The sequence below is a fragment of the Armatimonadota bacterium genome, assembly GCA_013359125.1.
Lineage (GTDB): Bacteria > Armatimonadota > Fimbriimonadia > Fimbriimonadales > GBS-DC > JABWCR01.
Window position 1 is genome coordinate 16,016 of sequence record JABWCR010000020.1, and the last position, 25,897, is coordinate 41,912.

The following is a 25,897-nucleotide window of genomic DNA, read 5'->3' on the forward strand; positions in this document are numbered from 1 at the left end:
GCAGAAAGGAGGGCGTATGAAACCGATTAGCATTGCTTCTATAACTCTTTTGCTCGCCTATGCAGGCTGGGCTGACGACTTTATCTCCGCCCGCAACGGCGATTGGCGGAACAGCAACGGCGGAGGACCGCAAACGTGGAACATCGCCGGATTTCCAGGCATCAACGACAATGCCACCGTTCTACACACCGTTGGGGTAGCGCAAGCTAACTCCTGCGCGCGCCTGTTCCTGAGCGGTAATCTTCAAATCAGCAGCGTTCAGTTGATTGTCAACAACGGTCTAGAGTGGTCGGGCGGTTCGATTTCTGGCTCCGCCAACTTAGATCTGTTCGGTTCATCCCTGTTCAGGACCGGCTCGGTCAAGACGATGTCTGGCGGCGGGATGGTCAACAACGGTACGATTCTGCTTCAAGAAGGATTCTGGCGCTGCAACTCTTCCCCCGTCTTTGCTAATCTAGTCAATGCCCAACTGAACCTGCACGACGCCGTCATCGATACGACCGGAGGCGGAGGCCTGCACGTTCAAAACTCGGGGTTTATCACCAAGACTGCCGGCAGCGGCACGGCGACTGTCAACTTTCAATCTCTTACGACTACCGGAGGCGGTATCGCCTCTAACTCTGGCACCCTTGTGGTCAATTCGCCGACCGTGGTGAGCGACAACTCAAGGTGGGACGCCGTCAATGGCGTGTTGGACATCACCGGCACAGGCTCCACCAGTATCAAGGGCATCTTGCTGGGAAACAGCCCCGGCTTGGTCAACTTTGGCGGCAACTGGGTTGTGCATCCAGACAATGTGGAGCTGAACTTCATCGCCGGATCGGGGTTTACCTGGTCTAGCGGTTCGATGACGAACAATCAGATTACCAATCGCGGCATCCTGAGTTTGACGGCGAGCACTGTCAAGTCGATGAACAGCCTGCACATCATCAACGGCGGAGCAGCGACCATGCGGCACCAAGGCGGCTGGTTGCGAATGAACGGCGGTTCGAAACTGACCAACACCCTCAACGGCACGTTCGACATCATGGGAGACGTCGCCATCGATACGACAGGCGGTGTTGGCCCCATCATCGACAACTTCGGCTTTTTCCGAAAGATTGCAGGCAGCGGGACGGCGAGCATCGTCGCTTCGGTGTTCAACAACTCCGGCACGATCTCGGTAGAAGCGGGAACATTATCGCTCAATGTCCCCACAGTAACGAGCGCCAGCACATGGGGCATCTTTGGAGGCGCCTCGATCGCCCTTGTCGGCTCTTTCGGCGGGACCAAGTGGGAAGGCATCTACACGGGCAACGGGGCAGGCCCTATGGTTTTGAACGCCAACCCTTCGATTGGCCCGGCGGGCGTTCAATTGAACATGACGAACGCCGGTTTTGTCTGGGAGTCGGGTTCGATCAATGGCAATCAGTTGACCAATGCCGGGCGCATCCGAATGACGACGGGCAGTGTCAAGTCCCTCAATTCTGTGTCTGTTGTCAACAATGGAAACGCGGCTCTCGAAGCGGGCTGGTTGCGAATGAACTCGGGCACGCAATGGACGAACGCCGCAACGGGATTGCTCGAGCTGGCCTCAGGCGCTACGATCGACTACACCGGCGGCGCCGCCTCAACGATTCTCAATCAGGGTTTGATACGGAAGACGGGAGCCGGCCTATCTATCGTCAGCAACCCCAACTTCGATAACCGCAATACGGTAGAAGTGCAAGGCGGCATTCTTAACCTCAACTCTACCAATGTCAATGCTCAGGCTGGCAACACGTGGGACATTGCCAGCGGCGCCAGAGTAGTCTTGTCAAGTGGAATGAACCTTCAAGGCGAGTTCGCCGGACCATCGACAGGCACTCTGGAGTTCAGTTCCCTCGCTCTTAATTCCAACGGTTTGACTTTGAATCTTGGCGGACCGGCTGAGTGGACGAGCGGCGCTGTTTCGAACGGGCCGGTTGCTTCCAACCAGGTCGTGCTGGCCACGACCGGCAATGTCAAGACGCTTAGCAACGCAACGTTCGACAACAACTTCCTTTTCCGTTTGGCCGATGGTTTCCTTCGTTTGAACAGTGGTTCCGTGTTCAACAACAATGCCAGTTTCGAAGTGGCCGGAAACTTCGCGATCGATTACACAAGCGGCGCCCAAACCCGATTCAACAATTTCGGTTCTTTCGAAAAGACAGCCGGAACGGGCGCGGCGACCGTATCTGTGCCTGCGTTCGATAATTCTGGAATTGTCCAGGTCGAATTGGGTCAGTTGAACGTCAATTCAGGAACCATCTTGTCCAGCGGGGTTTGGCAAGCCGAAGCCGACACTTCCATTTCGATAACCGGTGGCGCGGGAACCCTCTTCGAGGGCCTCTTCGAAGGCATAGGCTCCGGTCGATTTGTTTTCGCAGGTTTGAATATTGGTCCAAATGGCGCCACGCTCGACTTTTCTAACGGAGGCGCAGAGTGGGTGTCAGGAGCTATATTCGGCAATTCTCTGAACAACGACGACTTGCTACGGCTGACCACAGGCGCAGTAAAGACGATCTCGGCCATAACGCTCAACAATCGCGGCCAATGCTTCTTTGATGGCGGCTTCCTGCGAATAAACTCCGGCGGCATTTTCGATAATCACCCCGGGGCGACTTTCGACATAACCGGAGACTTTGCGATCGACTATACAGGTGGAGCGCAAACGACTTTTCTTAATCGAGGAACCATGAAGAAGAGCGGCGGTAGCGGCACTGCGATGATCAGTGTTCCGACGTTTGAAAATAGGAGCGCCGTTCGAGTGGAGAGCGGTACGCTGCGCTCCGTCTCGGGAACGATTCGATCGGTGGCTGGAAGTTGGTTTACGGCGCCGGGAACCGTCCTTAGTTTCGTGGGCGGCGGCACGACCAGTTTTGAAGGCGCGTTCAACGGTTCTGGAACGGGTCAGGCTCGTATGTCTAGTCTGAATATGACGGGCGCAGGTGCGAGCCTATCGTTTCCTTCGGGCATGTTTTGGGAGGGCGGCACGCTGACCGGCTCGCAACTGATAAACAACGGCCATTTTGAGACCGCAACGACTTCCATAAAAAGTATGTCGGGTCACTCGATTGTTAACAATGGAACCATGCTCCATGCGGAAGGCTTCGTGCGCCTCAATAGCGCTTCATCGATCACCAACTCCCCCGATGCCGAGTTCGAGGTTCGAGACGGTACAACGATCGATACGACCGGGGGAGCCGCCGGCGCTATCAACAACAACGGCAACTTCCGAAAGATCGCCGGAGCCGGGACAACAACCCTGACTCATGGCGTTTTCAATAATGCGATGCTGGTCGAATCCCGGTCCGGCACGATCAACTTCGGATCGCCCTATATTCAGACAACGGGCGAAACTTGGCTCAACGGCGGCAATCTCCAGTTTGGCAGCCCAATGGGGCTGCAAGGCGGCCGTCTGCACGGCAACGGTACGGTAACGGGAAGCGTTGCAAACTCGGGCGGCTCTGTCGAACCCGGTGGACCGCTGGACATTGGCCAGATCAACGTAACGGCCAATTACACGCAGTCCGGCACGGGCAGCGTACAGATTCAGGTCAAGAGCCTCACAGAGTTTGACAAGCTGGTCGTCGGAAACATCGTTAACCTTGGCGGAGAACTGGACATCGAGCTGGTAGACGGCTTTATCCCGCCGTTAGGTTCGTCTTACGATATCATCACTGCCACAACGCGCAATGGCGGCTTTAGCATCATCAATTCGCCTATCTTCTCGGGCGGACAGTCGCTAAGACCACAATATCTGTCCAACCGCGTTCGGCTGGTTGTAATGTTCGTGGGCGATGTGAACGGGGACGATTGCGTTGACGACGTAGACCTTGCGATGGTGCTGGCGGCCTTTGGCAACACGTGCATTGGGTGCCCCGAGGACCTGAATGCCGACGGCATTGTGGACGATGTTGATCTTGCGCTCGTGCTAGTCTCGTTCGGCCTGGGTTGCTAGTCGCCACTGCTCGGCAGTATCGATGTCGGCGCCGACCTCGGCGTAGGGCGACACAATCGCGCGCGCTGGAACGCCGATCGCTAGCGAGGCGCGTTCTTCGACATGCCGGAGGCTGATTAGCTTTGGGGAAATCAACCTGGCTAGCACAAAGCGAATCAGCACCCCCAAACCGATGACCATTGCGAGCCGGACGGGGCTTTTTCGGTAAGCATAGAGCTCTTCCAGCCGATGCAGTTGGCCCAAAGCCGATTGGCGTCGGACGAAGAACAGATTGCCGCCCGTAAACTCGCCTTCGCGCAGTTTGGCCGTCGTGCGTTTGATGTTGGGGAACTTTGCGCGGCAGGCCTCCGCCGGCACGATCGCATAGCAGATGTCTGCGCCCGATTCTTGGCAATCGGCGATGAAGCGGCTCAATGCCTCCGAGGTTACGAACGGGATGTCCGCGGTTACAAAGAGAACCCATTCGGCCATCGATCCTTCCAACCCTTTTCGCACATTCTCGAGCAGAGACGCGCCGGGTTCGATGACCGTATACCCCTCGCCTTCGGGCACGTTACCGGCAATAGAAACCCGGTCGATCTGTTCGCAGCCCAGAACGGCATTCAGCACATGCGCGTACATGGGCTTGCCTCTGACGGGCATCATTGCCCAGCTCTCGACTCCCGCTTCGGCCAATCCTGCTGGGTCGCCGCGCCCGCCCGCCAAGATCACCGCGTCAATTCCCATGTCGTGCCACCTTGGTAAGGCAGTCGACCAAACTCTCAGCGGCGCGATTCGCCTTGAGTTCGTCGTCGAACAGCGCGATCTGTCCCGATCCGCTTCCCGTCAGAACCACCTTCAATGCGCCGCTCTGATAGAGCCGATCGCGAAGCTCGGCGACATCCTGCAGTTCTTTCGTGATAGCCTCGTCGAAATCGTTGTAAAGATGCTCGGCCAGCTCGGCAGAAGCGTTGATCGACTGTATGGCTTGGGCCAGGGCTTCGGCTCGTCCCTCTATGCTTCCTTTGGGTCGATGCCGATCCAGAACCTGATACGCCCATGCGGTAGGGCAGGACGTCTGTTTGGGCTTGGCAATTAGAAAAGAAGCCCCGACCGACAGATTGGCCAGCGGCTGGACGATCTCGCCTCGTCCGCGGGCTAGTACAGGAGCGTCGAACAGCATTGCAGGAACGTCCGATCCGATTTTTGCGGCGATCGGTGAGAGGTCGATTTCGATTCCCGTTATTTCTTTCAGCGCTCTTAGAGCGGCCGCTGCATTGCTGCTGCCGCCCCCTAATCCCGCCCCTATCCAGATATGTTTGTCAATCTTCACGCTCACAGGCTGTTGCCATCCCGTCGCTTTTCGAAACGCTTCTACCGCTTGCCAAGCAAGATTGTCTTGGTTTTCTAGCTCGGGATAGTGCGGAACGGCAATTTCGTCGCGTTGGGAGGCCTCTATCGTAAGGCTGTCGCAGAAATGGACGGGCAGGATGACGGATGCGATCTCGTGGTAGCCGTCGCCGCGCAGTCCGCCCACCTCTAAGACAAGGTTGACTTTGGCATTGGCCCTAATCTGCGCGCGGGATGGGTGCGTACTCGCTTTCTCCACAATCCTCCCACTGGTCGCCGACAATCCGCCAAACGCGAACCCTTGCACCGTCTCTTCCAACCTGACGCTTTAGCCCGGGCGCATCCGGCGCGGCCTGAACGGAAACGGTTTCGACCGCTGTCCGAATTTCTGGCTTTTCAACCCGGCCCAGGGCTTCAACTCTAACGATTAGTCGCTTGCCTTCGGCCGTTGCATGGATGCGCACCGGCACAGGCCATGGATTCTTCAGCTTAAGGTCGGCGATTCCCTGCGCTACTGCCGCGTCTAGTCCGGCGGGCACATAGAGCGGCGCCACATCGTGCGGATGCCGCTCGACGATGGTCAAACCCGCCAACAAGGCCGCGTTGTAGAGCGTTGTTGAAGTCTGACAGACGCCTCCTCCCCAAGAGACGGCCAATGTCCCTCCAAAGCTGACCGGCGCTCGTGCTGCGCCTTCCGAGCTGATCCAATGGCCAACCCTTTCGTTAAACGACAGCGTTGCGCCCGGCCGAATCACTGCGCCGCTCAAACGCTTGGCCGCCCACGCTGCGTTGTGCCGCTGTCCAGGCGTCCGACCCGCCAACGGCGTGTCAAATCGCGCCAGTTCAGTGGGGCGAGAATCGGGAGAGCTGCGCAGCCCGATCGCCAATGCGCCCATCGTCAGCACGATCAGTAGGGCCGCTTTCATTCCCGAACTCCTAACCGGAAGGGCAATCCGGTCGCCCGACCGTCTCCGTACATGGTCCAAGCAATCGGAGGCAGCGCGCGGAATTCGCCGGGCGTCTCAGCGCGAAGCACATATTCAACGCTGATTTCGTCTCCCCAAGAGTAGTTGATCGCGAAGAGCATTCGGTCGTCGCGCATCTCTTGCGACCATGAGGCCGAGTCGGAATAGCCGGAAAGCGGCAGTTCGGCATCGATAGGGCGGCAACCCGACAGCACAGGGTCTTCGATCAAAAGCCGTTGCCAATTTTTGGCGTCGGCAGACCGCAAAGTCAACTTGACCTTGATCAGAGACCCCGCTCGCACTCGATCGCCAGACCGTAGCGAGCGGCCCACGGCCTCTGCGCCCCCGCTCAGGCTCTCCAAAAGCATGTAGTCGCGCTTGATCGAGGCCCCGCCGATCACCTCGCCCTCGATTTCCTGAATCTTTATCGCTTGCCGAACGTTGACAATGCCGATCGCGCCGGGCGGACCTGTAACGTTTATTTTTATCTCGTTCGCGCCTGCGCGAAGGTTGCGCGGATCGAGCGAGACCAGAGTCTCTAGCGCCGGATTTGCATCGATGGCGACGTTGATCGGGCTGCTGCCGGTTACCGATATGGAAACGCTTCGGACAGCGGCAGCGGAGACGCGAAACCGCCTCGCATGATCCAACAGCGCTTCCATCACCGCGGCCGTCGCCTTTGTGCTGCCCCACTCGTCTGCCATGCGCTGCCGGGATAGCCACGAGGCGATCTCCGTAAGCCTGGCGCCGTCGATTCCGGCTCGGCTGAGCGCCAAATAGACCCAAGCCGTCTGCTCGGCTGCAGTCGTCCAGTAGTCGTTGTGCCGCACGGGCCAATGGTTGCCTTCAGACAGCAGCATCATCTTATCCAACAGCCCGGGCATTACAGATTCCGCGCCCCATTTCTTGAGCGCCATGTAGAGATGCGCCATGCCCATTGCGCTGTAATCCTCGGCCTTGTTCAGCAACACGATCCGGTCTCTGTTTTCGCCGACCTGAAAGGCCAGCGTGGGCATGGGCGCGCCCGATTCGGCCAGTGCGAACAGAGCAAAGGCGACTTGATCTGGCGTTCTCGGTCGATAATCGCTGTAAGCGCTGGTCAGGGACCTGGTCAAGTGATCGCGAGCCCTGGTCAACCGCTTCTCGTCGATATTCTGGCCGTACTGCTTGGCCAGCCACAGCCCTCGCAGCACATAGGCCGTCATCCAAGGGTCGCTCTCGCCCTCTTCCCACCAGCCCCATCCGCCGCTGTAATTCTGGAACCGATAGAGCCTCGAGATGCTTTGCGCGACCGATTCTCGCGCCCGCTTCATCACGATGGGCTCTGCCAAGCCCTGTTCCTGCATCAATCGACCGGCCATCAGGCTGGGTAAGAACCGGCTCATGGTCTGCTCGGTGCATCCATAGGGATAATCCACCAAATAGTCGAGCGAGCCGATGATCTGAGACAAGATGGTGGGCGCAACGCGCAGCTCCAGCCGTGAATACTCCGGAATCAGCCTGGGGTCCAAGGAGAGTCGCACAACGTTCTCCCCGCTCTGCAAGGTGGTTCTCGCCGACTGAGATCGATAGGTCGCAAAGGGCAGGATTTCGATCGTCTTGGCCTCGGAGTCTCGCTTGCCGTCGCGCGTTTCGCCACGAGCGACGATCTCCATGTTGCCCATCTTGTCGGCCTTGTGCCTCCATGATACAGCGGCCGTCGCGCCCGGTTCGATCGAAACTCGCTTTCGATCCGCTTTGATCCCGCCTTCCAGCCACACCTCGCCCTCTTGACGCTGATCGCTGTCGTTCGATGCCACCACGCTGATCAGCGCCTCGTCGCCTTCGACCCAAACAAGCGGCGCCGAGAGTCGAACGGCAAACGGTCGCGAGCATTTGAACCGCCCGATGCCATGACCGACCTCTGTCCGCGCCGTGTGGCCGATCGCGGTTACTCGCCATTCGGTGAGCGAATCGGGCACGACCAGCTCTGCATGGGCGCGACCCTGAGCATCGGTCGTGATTGTGGGCAGCCACATTGCGGTGTCGGGGAAGTAGCGGCGCGGCGATTCCGAGCCGGACTTATCGCCCTGAAGCGCCAGCCACGGGAAGGAATGCTCCGTTGAGACTTGGTTTGGTCGCCGAGCGTAGAGCGAATTGAAGAGCGTCTCTGGTTTGTCGCGGCGAATGGCGAAAATCGCCTCATCGACCACCGCCACCGAGATCTCTGCCTGCACCGGTTGGCCGTTTGCAGTCGCTCGAAATCGCAAGCGCGCTCTCTCTCTCGGCTCGTACTTCGGTTTGTCGGATTCGACTTCGATCGTGAGTTTCTTGTCCTCCGATCCGATACGGATGGGGGCGCTGCGCGAGAAGAATCGCTTGTTGGCGGTCATACAGACAGAGACGTATGCGCTGGGCGTGAACGCGGCTGTAATCGGAATTTCCAACTCTGCTTGGCCGCGAGAGATTTGTAACGCTTGGGCTCTGTGAATGCGATCTCCCTCGACGCTGACCAAAACCCAGCCTTCTTTCACGCGACTGCGGACCAGCAGCTTCGCCTTCTCTCCGACGGCGTAGTTTGCCTTGTCGAGAATTACCTTCAGCGCATCGCGGACGGGGGGAGCGTCTGCTCCCGCACGATCGGAGACGTAAATCCACTGTCGCGCCTTGATCGGGTTGCCCTGATCGTCGCGCACGTTCGCCTCGATCAGCCATTCGCCTGGCCGATCGAACCTCTGTCTCCACACGTCGCCCGAGCCTTGCAATCGCCAGTCGACCGTCGTTTTCTCGCTATCCCAATTCACTACGCCTGCCCGCCAGACGGCGCTCGCTTCGCGCTCCTCTCCACTGGCTCGATCTGTTGCGACAGCGCCAAACTCGAACTCAGAGTTCAGACCGCCATAGTAAAGAGAGGATTCGATCCCTACGGTCCATAAGCCTTGGGTTGCCAGCGCTTTGCCCTCGCCAGAGGCATACTCATAACCCTCGCCAGTGATGTAGGCGACCAACTTGTACTCGTAGTCTCCCGGTTGATCCCAGTAGGAATCTGCCTCCTCTTCCTTCTTCGCCCATCCCCAATCAAAATGGACGGTCGCTTTGCCCGCATCGTCCGTGCGAGTCGCCCCGTCGCCGACATACTCGCCATAATACTCGCCGTCATATTCGTCAAGCATTTCGTCTTCGCCAAACGCATAGACTCGGCTGCGATAGACCGAATATTGAATCTCTGCATTGGCGACCGGGAGACCAAAGTAGTAGCCTGCCTCTATATCCCATCGCGGCGCCTCTCGACCGACAAAGAAGGGCTTGCTCGGTCGGACTTTGACCTCGATGCTCGGCTTGCGATATTGCGAAACCATGAACTCGCCGCTGGCCTGCCCAGTGTCGGTTTCTGCGGTCATGGAGTAGAGGCCCGAACCCGCCTCTGCGCTCAGTTTGACTTGCGCGTTGAACGAACCCGTTTGCGAGAGACGCACGGATTGATCGAAAATGAGATCGTTCTCGCCGTTGCGAACCTTGACCCGCGCTGGCTGGCCGCCCGGCACGGTGTAGCCGTTTGGGGTGTGATTCCTCAGTACGCCCTTAAAGCGAACGATATGGCCGGCGCGATAGACCGGCCGATCGGAGTAAATGGCCCCAGATAGCCCGCCCGAGCGCCCCCCTTCGTCATAGCGATAGACCCTGGCCCAAGCGGTGGGCGCGCGGGTAGACGGATCGAGCGCGACAGCCAACAGATTCCCAGACGTCTTTTTAGCATCGAGCGCGGCTAATCCTTGTGCGTTAGTCGATGCGCTCAAGGCGCTCTCGTCGCCGTACAATTCGATCGGCACGTTGGCTATGGGGCGGCCAGTCTTCAGATCGGTCGCCCAAACCATCGTTTGGTTCGGCGCCGACTTTACGACTAACCCGACCGATGTAACGATGATGAGCGCGATGCTCCTTTGAGCGCCTGCCCGCACCACCGCCGCGTAGACGCCCGGGCCTTGGGGACTGATGGGCGCATACTCAAGGAACACGCCTTCGGCATCGCGATTCTCAATGGCCGACCGAGTGGAAGCAACCAACTTCATCTGCTGTCCCATTCTCTGGCGATAGCGGGCCAATTCTTCGCCGCCTTGCCACCAGCCATACCGAAGTCCCTCCAGTCGAGACATGATTCCTCGCTTGTTTCCGGCTGGTACTGCCGACCAGTCCACCTTGAGCAGTTCGATCTCGATCTCGTTTGCGTTCGCGTCAAAGCCCTGCAACGCGATCTTGATCTCTTCATCGGGCAGGTAGACCGATTGCGGATGAATGAGGTTGAGAAACGGTCGGTTCGGCTTCATTGTTACGACGAATTGGCGAGCCTCGCCTTCGGCGATAGTAACCGTTTCGTTTTCTGCGCTGTGCGCGCGAGAGTAGGCAGAGACGCGCCAACTGCCTGCCGGCAGCGTGCGCCCGGGAATCCGGCCATGCTGATCGGACGTATAGGTTTTGTAGCGGTCGCCGCTGGTCAGGTTGACCGTTGCATGGGGTATGGGCGCGCCCGTGTACGAGCTGACCATTAGGAACGAAGCGCGACCCTTGGGCTGTTCGCTCTGGACGATGGCGACCAAACCGATGGCGGTATAGAGGGCGATAACGAGCACGACGACGGCGCTGCGTCCTGGCATTTGGAGGGCCTCCTGACAGCCTAATTATACGGCCTGGCGGCAACTCCTGCGCAACGGACTTGCGGAAGTTTCTGGGGCGCGATTCCTACTCGATTTTGTGCTACAAATCAAAAGAATCCCGTTCAAGCGAGTCGACGGGCGCTCTCAGCGCGCCCTGTTCGTACTTTGCAGGGAATCAATCCTTGCTCGAAGAAGTTGTGCCTCATGAATAGTGATCAGCCTCAATATACGGGAACGGAATCATCAAAAAGCGGCAACACGGTTCGCGCGATTGTCTTAGGCGTCTTGGCTATGCTTATTGGTTCGGTCGTCTATTGGCAGTTCACAATGCTCACCAATTATCAGCTCGGCCTCGTCTCGATCGTCTGCGGCGCGCTGGTGGGAGGCGCCATCTCGTTCGGATCGGAGAAAGAGGACAACATGACTCTCTTCATCATCGGCGCTGTATTAGGCGGCTTCTCGGTTTTCATAGCCGACGCGCTGATTTTTGCCGACGTTGCCGAGCGCGAAGGGATTGGCGATCTGTTTGGCAAGAACATCGTCGAACGGGCGATCGCCATACTCCCCGACCTCCCATCCGCCCTGGAAGTGATGGACTGGGTCTTCATAGCCATTTCGGCCTACGAGGGCTTCATCATTCCTAAGCGCCTGGCAGACGCGAATTAACCCTGGCTCAACCGCCGATAGAGCCGCGCTGCTAAGCCGTGCGCCTTGACGGCGCCCGCCATCTCGGACTGGTCGAAGTCGGTGGTGTCGAACGATGCCAGGTTCTCGTCATAGAGAGCCCAGCGACTTTCGCGCCCGATCACTCGTGCCGACCCCTTGTAAAGCCGCAGTCTTACCGTTCCCGTCGCCCGCTCTTGGACCTTCTGGATGAACGCCTTGAGGCTGGCCTTAAACGGATCGATCCACAGCCCCGCATAGGCCAACTCGGCCCAAGCGCGATCCGCCTGCTCCTTAAAACGAAGCTCGTCCTTGGCGCAGACCAAGGCCTCTAAGGCTCGATGCGCAGTAATCAGCGTTACGGCGGCCGGGCACTCGTAGTTTTCGCGCACCTTTAGGCCGATCATCCGATCTTCCATAATGTCGATGCGTCCGATGCCGTGCGCCCCGGCAATTCGGTTCAGCTGCACGATCATCTCCAGGGGAGAGTGCGACTGTCCGTCTAACGCGACCGGCCGACCCTGGTCAAAGCGAATCTCGATTTCTTGAGGATGGTCAGGGGCTTTGGTCGGGTCGACCGTCCATTGGAAGATCTCCTCTGGCGGCGCATACGACGGGTCTTCCAGCCGTCCGCCCTCCACCGACCGGCCCCACAAGTTCTCGTCGATGCTCCATATTTTCTCGCTCGACTGGTGGATGGGGGCGCCGTGACTGCGAGCGTACTCGATCTCTTCTGTACGCGTCATGTTCAACTCGCGCATGGGAGCGATGATTTGGGCTTCGGGCATCAGGGCGCGGATCATGAACTCGATGCGGAACTGGTCGTTTCCTTTGCCCGTGCAGCCGTGGACGAAGGCGTCTGCTCGGGACAGCGTCTTGGCCGTTTCGACCGCCTTGGCCGCAATCAATGGTCGCGCGATCGAAGTGCTGAGCGGGTATCCCTGGTAGTCTGCGTTTGCCGCGATCGCCGGAAAGCAGTAGTCCGAGGCGAACTCTGCCTTAGCGTCCACCGTGTAATGCTCGGCGTTCAGCGCTCTCGCCCGCTCTGCAGCGTCTTGCACGTCCTCGCTCGGCTGGCCCACATCGACTGTAACCGTTACGATCTTATCAAAGCCGTACCGCTCGCGCATTAAAGGGATGCAGACCGTCGTGTCCAGACCGCCCGAATAGACCAAAACCGCCGTCTTGTCGCTCATCTTAATTGCCTTAAATGCTCCTTGATCGCCTTGGTGGCCAATCCGTCCGCTATGGAGTTCTCCTCTCGATAGATATGGGCGGCCGTTACCTTCTCAAACTGATCGGCCAGCTTGCGAGCCTTCTGCGCCAGAACCATCAGCTCGGGTTTCTTGATCTTATAAACGCCGATCCATTGACGCTGCAACAGTTCGCTGTCCGTGCGCCAGTGAACCACTCTCGCCCCTAATCTCTTGGCAGTTTCAAGTCCCAAGATGAGCGCTTCGTATTCGGCCGCGTTATTGGTTTGCTGCCCCAGAAACTTCCTCTCCTCGGCCAGCAAGCGGCCCTGTTCATCCGTAATGGCAACGCCTGCTCCGGCAAGGCCAGGATTGCCTTGCGAGGCGCCGTCCGTGTAAAGGATGACCGTCATTCAGCAGGGGTGGCCGCCTCGACCTCCACCGTAACCGTCGCTTCGATCTCCCCGGCCCAATGCACCTTGACCTCTTTCGTTTCGACGCTGCGGATCGGATCGATCAGGTCGATTTTGCGCTTGTCCACCTTGATGCTGTGCTGGCTCTCGATCGCATCGGCTACGTCCTTAGCCGTGATCGCGCCAAAGAGCTTTGTCGAGTTGGGCGCAGTCTTGGCTTCGATCTTGACGCTTTTGCCGTCCAACTTCTGAGCGACCGAAGCTGCGTCCTTCATCGTGCGTTCGTGCCGCCGGGCGATCGCCTTCTCCATGTCGGCCAAGTTCTTCATGGCGCCCCGCGTCGCCATCATGGCCAGGCCGCGAGGGATCAGATAATTCCGTCCGTATCCGCCTTCTACCTCGACAACCTGGCCCTCTTTGCCCACTTTGGGCACATCTCGGGTCAATATCACTTTCATGCCAATTCTCCTTGCGCTATCGCTGAATCTGCAGGCCTATTGTCGGGCGATTGCCGTTTGCAACACCCTCGACCCCGGCCCAGCCGAATACGTTTTCCCACAGTCGCTGCCTTATTTTGAAGTTTACTTGCAGGTCGTTGGGATTGAACAGGTCAACCGCCAAATGCGTTCGATTGTTGAGCGTATAGTCTACCCCAACGCTCGGTTTGGCGGCAAAGAGACCGTAGCGAAGCGATAGGTCGGAATGGACCTTTGTGCCGTACTGCAAAATCGCGCGATCCGTCTCCGTAAAATCGTAGATCCCCAGGTAGAAAAAGCTATCGTTGCGATAGGGGATGGAGAGTATGGTGTCCGTCCGGTAGCGGTTCGAGTTCACATCAGACAGAAAATCTAACTGAAAGGTCGGTTCGCCAAAGCCAAAAGCGCTGGCCAGGCTCGGCGATGAGCCCAAAGTGCGGTTGATCCGGCTTAGCGTCTGTTTGGCAGCCTCCGCCACCTCCGAACCGTCCTCCATCAGCGTGGTTGCCTTATCGGTAAAGGTAGAAGCCTTCTCGATCAGTTCGGTCGCTTGCCCGGTCAGCTCGATCAACCGGTCGCTCAGTTGCCTGGCGTTTGCGAGCGTCGCCTTCATGTTTTCCTGGGTCTCGGGATCGCTGGTCAACTCTTGGAACGCCGCCAGCGACGCCTCCGCATGTTCAGCCGCCTTTCGCGCGCTGGTCAGCATGGCCACGGCTTCATCCTTCAATGCCGGATCGCCAATCAGGGCATGGGCGCTCTGGATGGCCAGTCGCGCCTCCTTGGCTGTCAGCGCGGCTTCTCGCATGATGCTGTTTATATTTCCCTGATTGGCCTGCAATGTGCGGTTTGCTTGAAGCGTGAGATTGCTTATGTGCTCGGCCGTCTCGGCCAGATTCTTCATCGTGCTGATGACCGCTTTGTTCAGTTCGGGGTCGTCCAAGAATCGCCGCACTGACGATAAAGTGCCCTGAATCTGCTCGAGCGTCTTGCCCACGTCGGGCAGAAGTTTATCCAGATCCGTCGGGGAGACGCCTTTAGCAACCGAGTCGCGCGCCAAGTATCGACCGGAGTAGACCGGCGGCGGTTGAACATCGATGCGGGCTTCAGATGGAAGAAGGATGCTGGCGGGAGTTCTAAACGTGCTGCCTTCTGGTATCTGCACGGTCGGCTTGATGTGAAGCTTCACGTTCACGCCAGGCCTGTCGGTCAAGAGATCGACCGATTTGACGCGCCCAATGTTTACGCCCGACATCATGACCGGAGCGCCGGGCGAGATGCCTTTTGCGCTGGGAAACTCGACGCTGATCGTGTAGTAGCCGCGAGTATCCTGTTGCGCGCGCAGATAGCCGTATCCCACGTAGAGGCCGAGCGCCACAAGGACGACCATCAAGCCCACCAAAACCGCATCGTTTCTCATCGCAATCCCTCGCAAAACGGTTTCATTATCGGTCGTTAGAGCACGGTTGCGGATGCCGCCTGCATAAAAGAGCGTACCTGAGGATGATCGCTGGAATGAATCTCTTGCGGAGTTCCTTCCGCCGCCACAACCCCATCAGAGAGCATCGCTACACGGTCCGAAACCCTCATCACGCTCGCCACATCGTGCGATACGACCACCGCCGTCAGCCCCAATTCGCGCTTAAGGCGCGCAATGAGCGAATCGATCTGAAAGCCGGTAACGGGGTCCAAGCCGCTGGTCGGTTCGTCGAACAGCACAATGTCGGGATCGGTCGCGAGGGCTCGCGCCAAGCCGACCCGCTTGCGCATACCCCCGCTCAACTCGGATGGGTAAAGCGATTCGGTGCCCTCCAATCCGACCCAAGCGAGCCGTTCTTGAACGATCTGGGCAATCTTTCCTTTGGCGGGCTTGCTCAGCCGCTCGACGCCGAACGCGACGTTTTCGTAGACGGTCAAATAGTCGAAAAGCGCCGCGTATTGAAAGACGATGCCCAATTTCCGCCGAATCTGGAGTTTATCGCGCTCAGAAAGTCTCGAAATCTCGATTCCCTCTACCCATATCTCGCCGGAAGTTGGCTGGATTAAGCCTGATATACACCGGAGCAGGGTCGTCTTGCCGGATCCTGACGATCCCATGATGCTGACCGCCTCGCCGGGATGAACCTCTAAATTGACGCCCGAAAGAATCGGCTTGCCGCCAATGCGGTAATGAAGATCGATCGTTTTTATTGCGGGCGCGCTCATCGGTTGAACAGGGCATCGGCCAAAAAGTAGTTGACGATGTAGATTAGAGAGAGCGAGATGACGACCGCGCGCGTGGTGGCTCTTCCCACGCCTGCGGCGCCGCCGGATGCGCCTAATCCCTGCTGACAGCCGACCAAAGCGACGATCAGCGCAAAGACCGCCGCCTTGATCAATCCTCCTGTGATGTCGAACGTCTCCATCGTTGCGCGAAGCGATTCGAAGTATGAATAGTAGGAAACGCCGATCGCCCCCGCAACGATCGCGCCGCCAAAGATGCCCGAAAAGTTGGCGACCGTGCAAAGCGCGGGCACCATGATCAGCGCGGCCAACGTGCGCGGTACGACCAGATAACTGATCGGACTGACGGCCAAGGCCCGCAAGGCGTCGATCTGTTCGGTAACCTTCATCGATGCGATGTGCGCGGCAATGGCCGACCCGCATCTCGCCGACACCATGATCGAGGTCAGCACAGGAGCGATTTCTCTGGCTACCGAGAGTCCTACCGCCCCGCCTGCCAGGCTGCCGACCCCGTACTTGACCAAAAGAGTCGCGCTGTAAAGAGCCAGCACTGCGCCCGAAAACGCCGCAGTGATCGCCACGATGGGGATGGATGCCACGCCGATGAACGCCATCTGGCGGATCGTCTCTTTGAACTCGATTTTGCCTGTCAGCACCGAACGAACGGTAGAGAGAAAGAGGGAAGCGACCTCGCCGACGAACGCCAGACTGGACTTGATCGGATTGCGAGCGTCCGAACTCGCGCCCCAACTCAGCTCATCCATTGTCTCGGCCTACGCCCATTTTTAGCGCATTGACGGCGGCATTGAAAAGTTCTTCTGCCCGCTCTGGCTTCATGCTTGCTCCCTGATCGGGCACAAACCAAACGTACAGCGCAGCGTTATGCTCGATCGGACGATTGATCAAGGCGTCCCTGAACTTGATCGCCTCGGTCGCGCCCCCGTCCCGCAAATCCTGCATCCAGCCAGTAGGCACGATGGCCATCAAGAAGATTAGCGCTTCGCCATCGATTACTTCGTCTTTGTCTTGAGACTCTCCCGAATACTCGACCGCCTCGCCGTCCGTTGCCACGTTGACAACGCTGGCATCCACAACCATCAGATCCCATGCCCTCTGCGCTAACTTTTCGCCGTATCGAGAGAGATAATCGCCGTCGCGGTGCGCGCGCCAAGTCTCTAAATAGGCTCGGACGATGTCTTCGTGAAACAAAATCTCTCCGATCGTCTTGGCCGCGTTGGCGCGGGCGGATGGGTCTTCGAAGCTGGCAGCCGCGATCATCTGACCCAAACGGCGGGTGTACGATCGGCCGTTCTTGAGCAGATAGACGCCCGCAACAAGGTCGTATTCGTCCAAAGTCGCCCAGTTGCTTCGCGCATATCGACGGCGGTTGGCCTGGTTGGCCGCCAAGGCCGACGTAACTACAATGAAGACGATGAATCCGATGGCGACTAGGCTACAGACCGACACTGGATTGATAAACGGGCTGTAGCCCCAGCGAGGCCACCCATAGCCTCCGCCCGGATTAACGATGATCGGGCCGCCTCCACCCCCGCCGCCCCATCCTCTTGAACCTCCGCCTCCGCTAAATCCCCCGCCTCCGCCTCCGCTAAATCCCCCGCCTCCGCCACGACCGCCCCCAAATCCGCCGCCGCGCTGTGCGACAATGGGCGACACCAGGGCAACGACCAAGAGGATCGGCAATGCGAGCAAGACGAGCCTTTTCACTGGTCGCAATTGTACCATTCGAGTTAGGTATAATTCCGCCCTATGAGGATGCGAGTAAGAGAACTGCGCCAGCGCCGACATCGAAAGGCCAAGAAGCTAAAGGCCGCGATCAAGCAGGCCAAAGCCGAAGCCAAGAAGAAGTCCTGAAGCCCCTGAAACAACGGATCGAGACCTTCATTCGTGCCGGACTCGAGGACGAGGCCGAGTTCAATGCGTTGGCCGTTCAACTCTTCCGCGTCCAGTACGACGAGATCGAACCGTATCGCCAATTCTGTAACGGATTGGGCGTCCAGCCTCCTCTGGTCGATTGGAAGCAGATTCCGCCCGTTCCTGCCGTGGCCTTCAAACGCTGGAGCCTGACTCGGTGCCGAGAAGAGGAGGCCGCCATATGCTTCCTGTCTAGCGGTACCGGCAGCGGCGAACGCAGCCGACACTACATGGATGCTGGCGCCCTCCATCTCTATCGCGCGTCATTGGAGCACGGCTACTCTCGCTTCGTCGAAGGCGGCAACCCCATGCCGATCTGCTCGCTGATCGACCCATGGTCCGATGCGCCCGATTCGTCCCTCGCCTACATGGTCTCGACGCTCATAGAAACCAGGCCGGCAGTAGAGATCGCGGCGCAGGAGCCTTTTGTGCTTTTTGGCACGGCGGTCGCGCTCTATCGAATGGACGCGGTCAAACTCTCCAACGGCTCTAAGATCGTCGAGACGGGCGGCTTTAAGTCTACAGACATCGAGATCGATCGAAGGGCGTTTTATGACCAGCTGAGCGAGCGGTTTGGGACCAACGACATTATCTCCGAATACGGCATGAGCGAGATGGCCTCTCAATGCTATGCTGGGCCGTCGAACCTGTTTCGCAATCCGCCGTGGCTCAAGACTCGGGTTATCGATCCTATTTCTTTAACCGAAGTCGGTTTGGGCGAAATGGGCATCCTGACGCACTACGACTTGGCGAATTGGAACTCGGTCTTGGCGATCCGCACCGAAGACGCGGCTATTAGAAGGGAAAACGGTTTTGAGTTGGTCGGCCGCGCGGCCCAAGCCGAGCCGCGCGGCTGTTCCTATCGGTTCGCCTAGCGAGCGAACAACACGCCCTTGTTCAGATGCTCCATTAACTTCGTGTAGGGCACCAGCACTTTGAACGTTCCGGAAGAATAGGGGCCCAGTTCGTAGGGAGGAAACAAGAAGTAGAGGCCGTCTTTGTGGATCGTGAAGTTTTCCAATTGCGCAGGCTTGATCTCGACCACCTCGGCGCCGGCCACCCATGCCGCGCGCTCGACCCCTTGCAGTTGCGCCAGAATCTGGTCGGACAGATATCGCTTGTAGTCAAATCCGGGCATAAAAAGATCGCCAATGCTCAACTTTCGAACCTGTCCGTTTGCTTGCCCAAAGTTCATGCAGACGAAGTTCGTGTTGCCGTGCGCTCCTCCAGTGAACTCGTAGACCGTGAAGTAGAGGCTGATGACTCGCAAATCGTTCCGATGCACGGTCGGCGTTGCGAGAAATTCATAAGGTACGCGGGGTGCCTGAGGATTCTTGGCGGCGCTTTTGACCCATGCGGTCTGCGCGCTCTTTGTCCAGTCGCTGATCGCGGCGTTGGCGATTTCGCCTGTTTTGCCAAGGTTTGCAAAGTGGGGATAGGTGGTCTTCGCCGAGTAATAGCCCTTCTTATCGGCGTTGATCGACTTCATCTGGTAGTTTGAGGTCTGTGCGACAGCGATGCCCGCAAGCGCGAGCACGACGAGGAATCTCATGTTCTTCCTACTCCTTTAATTTTTCTTGATTCTACCTGCGAGACCGTACTAGAAGCAAGGTTCGCCTCGCGGGGACGCTCGCCCTCCCAATGAACTGCGTCGCCGGGAATTGTTCGGGAGGGCGAGCGTCCCCGCGAGCCAAAGCCGCCAAACGGGAGGGCGAGCGTCCCCGCGAGCCAAAGCCGCCAAACGGGAGGGCGAGCGTCCCCGCGAGCCAAAAGAGCGGGCCAGGCAGAAGCCTGGCGTTCCGAACGGCGTTTCGGCGGGTGCGGAGGGACTGCGAAAATTCGTTCGGACAAGGAAGGAATCGGCGCAAGTTTGGGCGAACTTAACCTTTTGGACTTTGCCTAGTTGCAGAGATCCGTGAGCATTGCAAAAGGAGGATGAAATGTACCGCTTGATGTTGCTTGTCGTCTCGGCGGCAATTGCAGCCACAACTTCGATGGCGCAGGTCATTCGGAACAGCGACAATCTGCCGCCCAGCGACAGCTCCTACGTAGGGCAATTTCATGCCCGTTATGCCAGCGGATTAGTTCAACTGTCTAATCCGATCCACGACATGTTCACCAACTCTTCGCCGCCCCCAGGCCCGGGCGGAACGACGACCCACTCCTTTGGCTCTCGCGTCAGCGCAGATGTCAGCATCAGCGGCGGAACTCCCGCCAGACTGACCGCGAATGCAGACTGCACCGTCATTGTGCGATGGCTCGACCAGATTGGCAACCTGCGCATTTTCGACACAGAGATGATCCAACTCGACATCTCGGGCGGCGATCTGCCCGCCGGCGTCATGATAAGGGAGAGCCCGACGCTGCCGTCTACGGGGCGGACCACAATCGAGGATATTGGCGGCGGGATGTATCGGATCGATAGTTTCTTCGATATTTTCACCGAACTGACCCTGAGCGGCGGGCAATCTTGGTTTCCCACCGAGTCGGGCGCCGGGCGAGTAACGTTGGTGCCCGAACCGGCCAGCCTAAGCGCTTTGGCGCTTGGCTTGATCGCTTTGGCCAGGCGGCGACGCCGGTAGGCCATACGGGGCAGGCCAGTCGCGGCCTGCCCATTTTTTTGCCGCGAGTTGGGAACCTACTTGACAAGCCATCGTATAATATGAGTGTAGGACGCGCAGGTTTCGTTCTACAAATTTCAACAGAACGACAATGGAGGAAGTAACATGGCTGGTAATCGAATCGCTTTGCGGCATCGACCGCAATTTGAGCTGACGCCCTGGAATCCTTGGCGGGAGATGGACTATCTGTTCAACCGATTCTTCGAATCGCCGACGGGCGGCGAGTTGCGGCAGGCTTGGCAACCGACGCTGGATGCTTATGACACGCCTGAGGCCTTTGTGCTCTTAGCCGTTGTGCCTGGGGCAGAGGAGGCCGCGTTCGATGTCCAGGTTTCTGGTTCTACGGTCGCGGTGAGCGGTCGGCGCAAGGCTTGGATCGAGGGGGAGAACGTTACAACGCTCTTCTCGAACGGCGCGAACGTCTCCGGCGAGTTTAGCTTCCGGTACGACTTTCCGGCGGACATCGATGCGGCAAGCGTGAAGGCGACGTATCGGTCGGGCATTCTGGAGATTCGCCTGCCCAAGGTACAACCGACTCAACCGCAGAGCATTAAAGTTGAGGTTCAGACCGAGTAGCCCGATGCGTAGGCGCGGGAGCGATCCCGCGTCTACCTTTCTTTCTTTCTGCGTCTTAGGTCGGTAACGTACTCGAGTTCGATTTCGCCCACTCGCACGGTATCCCCGTCTTTCGCGCCCGCCTCTTTCAACGCTTGTAGCGCTCCCGTCGATTTGAGCTTTCGGTGCAACATCTGTAGCCCTTCTGGATTATCTAGGTCGGTCATCTGCACCATCCGCTCGACGCTGCGACCGGACAAGAGGTATTCGCCGTTCACCGTTTCGACGGTCCATGGCGGCTCATCGGCATCAACGATCTCCTCCTCCGGTTCGAAAACGGGCGGAGGGAGGTTGCTGACGAGTTCGGCCAGTCGAGCAACCAGCGGTTCGGTTCCCTCGCCGGTCAGCGCGGAGAGTCGGACGGTTTCGAATCCTTGTTGCTGGATCGTTTGCTCCAGTTCGCTCAATTTGTCCAGCTCTTGCGCGACATCGATTTTATTGAGTCCCACGATCATGGGGCGAGATAGAAGCTCCGGATCGAACTGAGCGAGTTCTTGTTGGATGGTCTTGAAATCGTCTAACGGGTCTCGGCCGGACAGAAAGGAGGCGTCCAGCAGGTGGAGCAGGACGCGCGCGCGTTGCGCATGTCGCAGAAATCGATGCCCCAGTCCGACGCCCTCGTGAGCGCCTTCGATGAGGCCGGGCATATCGGCCATGACGAACGAAAAGTCGCCATATCGCACCACTCCTAAGTTGGGCGCGAGCGTTGTGAAGGGGTAGTCGCCGATTTTGGGCTTGGCGGCAGAAACTTTGCTGATCAGCGAGCTTTTGCCCGCATTGGGCATGCCGATCACCCCCACGTCGGCCATCAGCTTGAGTTCGAGCCGAATGCGCCGTTTCTCGCCCGGGGCGCCCTTTTCGGCAAACTTGGGCGTTTGCCGGGTGGAGGTGGCGAAGCTGGCATTGCCTCGCCCGCCGCGACCTCCGCGACCGATGATGATTTTCTGGCCTTCTTCGATCAGATCGCCGATGCGCCTGCCGGTTTCGTCGTCGAACACCATCGTGCCCAACGGGGCTTTGAGCAGGATGTCCTTGCCGCGTTTGCCTTGACGGTGCGAGCCTTCGCCGTTTCCGCCGTCATCGGCCTTGATTCGGTTTCGGTATCGAAAATCCAGCAGGGTAGAAAGGGAGCTGGTTCCGACCAGCACGACGTTCCCGCCCCTGCCTCCGTTTCCGCCGTCCGGCCCGCCTTTGGGCACAAACTTCTCGCGGCGAAACGAGGCGGCGCCGTTGCCGCCCCGTCCGGCAAGAACCTCAAACTCAACTTCATCGACGAACATCGATCTCTCGCATGAGGTCCTTCGAATCGACCGAGCGGGGCGCCAGTCTCATCGCTTTCTCCAGTTCGATTCTGGCCTCTGTTTTGTATTGGATCTTCGAGTAGGCGGCGGCCAAGTGGTACCGGATTTCCCAGCTAGTCGGGTCTCCGTGCACGGCTGCCTGAAGGTCTTCGATCGCTCGGTCGTATAGTCCCAACTTATAGAGCGCCCAGCCTCGACTGTCCAAATAGGTCGCCAAGCCGGGTCTCAGTTCGCAGGCTTTGTTCGTCAGTTGGAACGCCAACTCGGCGTCTCCGTCTGTATCGGCCAAGATGTAGCCGTAATTGTTCAAAACGAGATGATCGTTGGGCATGGCCTGCAGCGCTCGTTCGTAGGCGGCCAAAGCGCTCATGGTTAGACCGCTATCGGTGAGCGCCGCATCGCCGACGAATCGCCAATAGACCCCCTCCTCTTCCTGGTTCTTGAACCGTATAGTTTCGGCTTCGTTATCTAAGTAGGTAACCGCAAGGTCGGCTCGACCGTAGGCCAACAGCACCGTTGCGACGGCCATTCGGGAGTTTGCGTCGTTGGCGCCGGTTTGACCGATTTCCGAGGCGACGTTTAGGATGCTCTGACCATCGGCGGTCTGTATAGCCTCGGTTAGACGGTTCCATCCTTGCGGGCGTTCTGAACGAGCGAGAACGATGAGGGAAGCGAACCCGAGCAAGACGACGACCGTAGCGCGCCAAAGGCCTTCGCCCATATCCCTCAGTTTACCCGAGCGGGCAGGAGCGAGGCGGGCAGGGTCGAAACGGTTGTCTATGCGGCCGATAGCGTTCTGTGCCGCGTTCGCACTGTCCGCTCTGGTCGGTTCGACGCAGCCGGAGTTGAAGCAAGCCCTTAACGAGTTTCGCGAGCCGTTGCGCTTTGCGACGACCGTTTATGCCGAGGGTCGCTTGCTGTCTCATGCGATTTCGAGCAATAGCGCTCGATTTGTGTCGCAGCGGTATGCCGGATGGGGGTATTTGAGGACCGAATCGGCGGGGCGCGTTTCCGAGGTTTGGCAAACACCCAACGGCGTTTTTAGCATGACGGAGGGCGTTTTCAGGAGTGTGAGCCCTTTGGAAATGCGGCCCTCCGAGCAAGAGAACTCCGAATCGCGCCTCATAGCCCACCTCTCTCGGCAGAGCGATCTGTCGCCGACTGTCAGCAGCGGCAAAATGCCGGACGGACGTTCGGTGCGAGTCTATTCCGTTCGCACCGAATGGGAGGGAAGGGATCAAGCGGTCGAACTCTATCTGCATCTATTGCGACCTCGGTTATTGGGCTTTCAGGTGTGGGGTCGGCATCCATTGCGCGAGTCCAGAGCGATCAAGACCTCGACGTTCGACGACTTTCGAAACGTTTCGGGCCGCGCGGCTCCCCACCATCGGCGAGATTATTATGACGGTCAGCTCTTTGGCGAGATGCAGATCGCTAAGTTGGAGATCGCGTCCAGGATCGACGCTCGGGAGCGGTATCGGCGAGCCGTAGAGTTGAAGAGTTTTGCCGGCAGGCTGCCCTATGCGCATTCGGTGGGCTACCGAGGGCTCATGCCGATCGTTACTGTACAACTGAGAGGACCCGACGGCGTAAAGGACGCGAAGATGCTGCTCGATTCGGGCGCCAGCCAGACGATAGTCTCAAGGTCATTGGCCTCGTCGATCGGCCTCCGTCTTCTTGGCCGAATCAACATGAGGTCGGTCAGCGGCGGACTGACGCTGCACGGCGCTCGCGCCGGCATGGTGCAGCTTGGACGAGCGGCAGTGGGCGACAAGTGGATCGCAGTGGGCGATCTTGGTTTCATTTCGACCGCGCTGGGAGTGGAGGGCGTCTTAGGTTCGGATTTCTTGGGCCATTTTCGCGTAACGTTCGACTTCTCGAAGGGCGAAATTCGATTTGAGGACGCGCGGGAGCCGTATAAGAAGCCAAAAGACTCGATAGAGTTGGGTTTGCATTTTATCGCGGGGACGCCGACTTTTCGGTGCGAGGTGTCCAATTGGACCGAAGGCTGGCTGGTTTTGGATACTGGCGCGAAGTTTACTTCGCTACCGACCTCGATGGTGCCCGACCGGGCGAGACGAGCGTCTCAGCCCGTGATGGCGGCGACGGGCGCTACGGGGCTTTCGCAGGCGATGAGAGGCGCGAGAGTGGGAGACTTGAAGATCGACTCGGGCGGCGCCGACTTTGTGGTCGAAGACTTGGCATCGCTTTTCACGTCCAATGCCTCCAGCAGCATCATGCCAGGCACGGATGTGGGCGTGCTAGGCATCAATGTGATGCGGAGATTCGAGTTTACCGTGGATTACCGTTCGGGGAAGGCGTATGTTCGCCAGACGCCTCCGGGCAATGACAAGAACGCGAGCATTGGGGCTGTGTTGAGGCCTTCGGCAGAGCGGGCAACGGTGAGTTCGATGATCCCGGTATCGCCCGCTTCGGTCGTCTTGAAACGCGGCGACGTTCTGCTCAGCGTCAACGGTCGTTCGACCGAGGGCGCATCGCCAAGGGAAGTACAATCATGGTTGCGCGGACCGGAGAACACGCGCGTTCGGCTTGTGGTGTTAAGAGACGGAGAGTCGCTGGAGCTGAACCTGAGACGAGAGACGCTGCTTTACTGAAACTGGAGGAGAAAGAGATGGCAAAGATACGTGCGGCGATGGTAACGGACGTTGGCGGCATTGGGGACGAGTCGTTCAATGCATCGGCTTGGCAAGGATTGCAGATGGCCAAGCAGAAGTTAGGCGCCGAAGTGCGCTATTTGGAGTCGGCCACGGCTGCCGACTATGTGAAGAATCTGCGCGCATTGGCGGGGCAGAAGTACGACGTGGTTTTTGCGGTCGGGTTCTTGATGGAGAACGCCCTGAAGCAGGTTGCGCCTCGTTATCCTGCGGTCAAGTTCGCCATTATCGACGGTTCGGCTCCAGCGGCGGCCAATACCGTCTCGATCAAGTTTAACGAGCAGGAAGGCTCGTTTTTGGTCGGCGCTCTGGCCGCGGGAGTCAGCAAAAAGAAGATCGTGGGCTTTGTCGGCGGCATGAACGTGCCCTTGATCAAGAAGTTTGAGGCGGGCTATCGGGCGGGCGCTCAGACGATGGGGGCTGCTCGGACATTGGTCGGCTATACGGGCAATTGGGACGATGTGGGCAAGGGCCGCGAACTTGCGCTGACGCAGTTTCGACAGGGTGCGGACATTGTCTATCATGCGGCGGGTCGGTGCGGGATCGGTGTGATCGAGGCGGCCAAGCAGCGCGGCGCAGGCTATTACGCGATCGGCGTCGATATGGATCAAGACGGCCTGGCGCCCGGACGGGTGCTGACCAGCATGGTCAAGCGGGTCGATCAGGCGGTATTCGATGTGTGCAAGCGGGCATCGGAAGGGAAGTTTAAGTCAGGGCAGATCGTTTATGGCGTGAAGGAAGGCGGCGTGGGGATGAGCGCGATGAAGCACACCAAGAAGGACGTTCCCGCGCCGCTGTTGCAGAAGGTCGAGAGGTTGCGCGTTATGATCGTCAATGGGCAGCTGAAGCCTCCGGCGGACGAAGCCGCCTTGAAAAGCTTCAAGCCGCCCAAAGTGTAACGC

21 protein-coding genes and 1 pseudogene are annotated in these 25,897 nt (G+C 58.5%); 8 read left to right on the forward strand and 14 right to left on the reverse strand.

The window, feature by feature from the left end; genetic code table 11:
* Positions 1-16: 16 nt before the first annotated feature.
* Complete coding sequence (locus HUU60_09705) at positions 17-3,961, forward strand: hypothetical protein (GenBank protein NUL82983.1); 3,945 nt, start codon at positions 17-19, stop codon at positions 3,959-3,961.
* Here the strand turns inward: HUU60_09705 and HUU60_09710 are convergent.
* Genes HUU60_09710 through HUU60_09725 form a run of 4 tightly spaced genes read right to left on the reverse strand, consistent with a single transcriptional unit; the run spans position 3,935 to position 10,886 of the window.
* The gene (locus HUU60_09710) at positions 3,935-4,687 is read right to left on the reverse strand and encodes an NTP transferase domain-containing protein (GenBank protein ID NUL82984.1); all 753 of its coding nucleotides are present in this window, start codon (positions 4,685-4,687) and stop codon (positions 3,935-3,937) included. The genes HUU60_09705 and HUU60_09710 overlap by 27 nt on opposite strands.
* Positions 4,677-5,549: a 4-(cytidine 5'-diphospho)-2-C-methyl-D-erythritol kinase gene (gene ispE, locus HUU60_09715; GenBank protein NUL82985.1), complete on the reverse strand. Its 873-nt coding sequence runs from the start codon at positions 5,547-5,549 to the stop codon at positions 4,677-4,679. Before ispE ends, HUU60_09710 begins: the two co-directional genes overlap by 11 nt.
* Positions 5,509-6,216 carry a VanW family protein gene (locus HUU60_09720; GenBank protein NUL82986.1) on the reverse strand — a complete coding sequence of 236 codons (708 nt, stop codon included), beginning with the start codon at positions 6,214-6,216 and terminating at the stop codon, positions 5,509-5,511. Before HUU60_09720 ends, ispE begins: the two co-directional genes overlap by 41 nt.
* Positions 6,213-10,886 (reverse strand): hypothetical protein, encoded by a 4,674-nt coding sequence (locus HUU60_09725; GenBank protein NUL82987.1) that lies wholly within the window; start codon positions 10,884-10,886, stop codon positions 6,213-6,215. Before HUU60_09725 ends, HUU60_09720 begins: the two co-directional genes overlap by 4 nt.
* Before the next feature lie 204 nt (positions 10,887-11,090).
* On the opposite strand from HUU60_09725, the gene HUU60_09730 reads away from it, so the two are divergent.
* Positions 11,091-11,552 (forward strand): hypothetical protein, encoded by a 462-nt coding sequence (locus HUU60_09730; protein NUL82988.1) that lies wholly within the window; start codon positions 11,091-11,093, stop codon positions 11,550-11,552.
* On the opposite strand, the gene HUU60_09735 is transcribed toward HUU60_09730, so the two are convergent.
* From HUU60_09735 to HUU60_09765, 7 genes are read right to left on the reverse strand one after another with little or no spacing between them, the layout of a single operon-like run.
* On the reverse strand, positions 11,549-12,745 hold the full coding sequence (locus HUU60_09735) for an argininosuccinate synthase (protein ID NUL82989.1): 1,197 nt from the start codon (positions 12,743-12,745) through the stop codon (positions 11,549-11,551). The genes HUU60_09730 and HUU60_09735 overlap by 4 nt on opposite strands.
* On the reverse strand, positions 12,742-13,155 hold the full coding sequence (locus HUU60_09740) for a ribonuclease HI family protein (protein NUL82990.1): 414 nt from the start codon (positions 13,153-13,155) through the stop codon (positions 12,742-12,744). The genes HUU60_09735 and HUU60_09740 overlap by 4 nt, the downstream gene beginning before the upstream one ends.
* Entirely contained in the window at positions 13,152-13,613 is a 462-nt protein-coding gene (locus HUU60_09745; protein NUL82991.1) for a 50S ribosomal protein L9, read from the reverse strand. Before HUU60_09745 ends, HUU60_09740 begins: the two co-directional genes overlap by 4 nt.
* Positions 13,614-13,629: 16 nt before the next feature.
* The gene (locus HUU60_09750) at positions 13,630-15,048 is read right to left on the reverse strand and encodes an MCE family protein (protein ID NUL82992.1); all 1,419 of its coding nucleotides are present in this window, start codon (positions 15,046-15,048) and stop codon (positions 13,630-13,632) included.
* Positions 15,049-15,083: 35 nt separating this feature from the next.
* On the reverse strand, positions 15,084-15,833 hold the full coding sequence (locus tag HUU60_09755; GenBank protein ID NUL82993.1) for an ABC transporter ATP-binding protein: 750 nt from the start codon (positions 15,831-15,833) through the stop codon (positions 15,084-15,086).
* Positions 15,830-16,615 (reverse strand): ABC transporter permease, encoded by a 786-nt coding sequence (locus HUU60_09760; protein ID NUL82994.1) that lies wholly within the window; start codon positions 16,613-16,615, stop codon positions 15,830-15,832. Before HUU60_09760 ends, HUU60_09755 begins: the two co-directional genes overlap by 4 nt.
* On the reverse strand, positions 16,608-17,318 hold the full coding sequence (locus tag HUU60_09765) for a hypothetical protein (GenBank protein NUL82995.1): 711 nt from the start codon (positions 17,316-17,318) through the stop codon (positions 16,608-16,610). The genes HUU60_09760 and HUU60_09765 overlap by 8 nt, the downstream gene beginning before the upstream one ends.
* Positions 17,319-17,385: 67 nt before the next feature.
* Here HUU60_09765 and HUU60_09770 point away from each other — a divergent pair.
* Both HUU60_09770 and HUU60_09775 read left to right on the forward strand, forming a co-directional pair.
* Positions 17,386-17,490: pseudogene (locus HUU60_09770) on the forward strand (DUF2497 domain-containing protein).
* Between the two features lie 301 nt (positions 17,491-17,791).
* Positions 17,792-18,658: a hypothetical protein gene (locus HUU60_09775; protein ID NUL82996.1), complete on the forward strand. Its 867-nt coding sequence runs from the start codon at positions 17,792-17,794 to the stop codon at positions 18,656-18,658.
* On the opposite strand, the gene HUU60_09780 is transcribed toward HUU60_09775, so the two are convergent.
* Positions 18,655-19,335 carry a DUF3298 and DUF4163 domain-containing protein gene (locus HUU60_09780; GenBank protein ID NUL82997.1) on the reverse strand — a complete coding sequence of 227 codons (681 nt, stop codon included), beginning with the start codon at positions 19,333-19,335 and terminating at the stop codon, positions 18,655-18,657. The two genes, HUU60_09775 and HUU60_09780, sit on opposite strands and share 4 nt — an antisense overlap.
* A 388-nt stretch (positions 19,336-19,723) precedes the next feature.
* Between HUU60_09780 and HUU60_09785 the strand changes: the two genes are divergently transcribed.
* Together HUU60_09785 and HUU60_09790 are read left to right on the forward strand one after the other, a co-directional pair.
* The gene (locus tag HUU60_09785) at positions 19,724-20,365 is read left to right on the forward strand and encodes a PEP-CTERM sorting domain-containing protein (protein ID NUL82998.1); all 642 of its coding nucleotides are present in this window, start codon (positions 19,724-19,726) and stop codon (positions 20,363-20,365) included.
* 144 nt (positions 20,366-20,509) lie between these two features.
* Positions 20,510-20,980 carry an Hsp20/alpha crystallin family protein gene (locus HUU60_09790; protein ID NUL82999.1) on the forward strand — a complete coding sequence of 157 codons (471 nt, stop codon included), beginning with the start codon at positions 20,510-20,512 and terminating at the stop codon, positions 20,978-20,980.
* 32 nt (positions 20,981-21,012) lie between these two features.
* Here the strand turns inward: HUU60_09790 and obgE are convergent, their stop codons facing one another.
* A complete protein-coding gene (obgE, locus tag HUU60_09795) occupies positions 21,013-22,299 on the reverse strand; it encodes a GTPase ObgE (protein NUL83000.1) in 1,287 nt (428 codons plus the stop codon).
* Positions 22,286-23,041: a tetratricopeptide repeat protein gene (locus tag HUU60_09800; GenBank protein ID NUL83001.1), complete on the reverse strand. Its 756-nt coding sequence runs from the start codon at positions 23,039-23,041 to the stop codon at positions 22,286-22,288. Before HUU60_09800 ends, obgE begins: the two co-directional genes overlap by 14 nt.
* A 58-nt stretch (positions 23,042-23,099) precedes the next feature.
* On the opposite strand from HUU60_09800, the gene HUU60_09805 reads away from it, so the two are divergent.
* Complete coding sequence (locus HUU60_09805) at positions 23,100-24,935, forward strand: aspartyl protease family protein (protein NUL83002.1); 1,836 nt, start codon at positions 23,100-23,102, stop codon at positions 24,933-24,935.
* 17 nt (positions 24,936-24,952) lie between these two features.
* Positions 24,953-25,894 carry a BMP family ABC transporter substrate-binding protein gene (locus HUU60_09810; protein ID NUL83003.1) on the forward strand — a complete coding sequence of 314 codons (942 nt, stop codon included), beginning with the start codon at positions 24,953-24,955 and terminating at the stop codon, positions 25,892-25,894.
* The last annotated feature ends 3 nt before the right edge of the window (positions 25,895-25,897 follow it).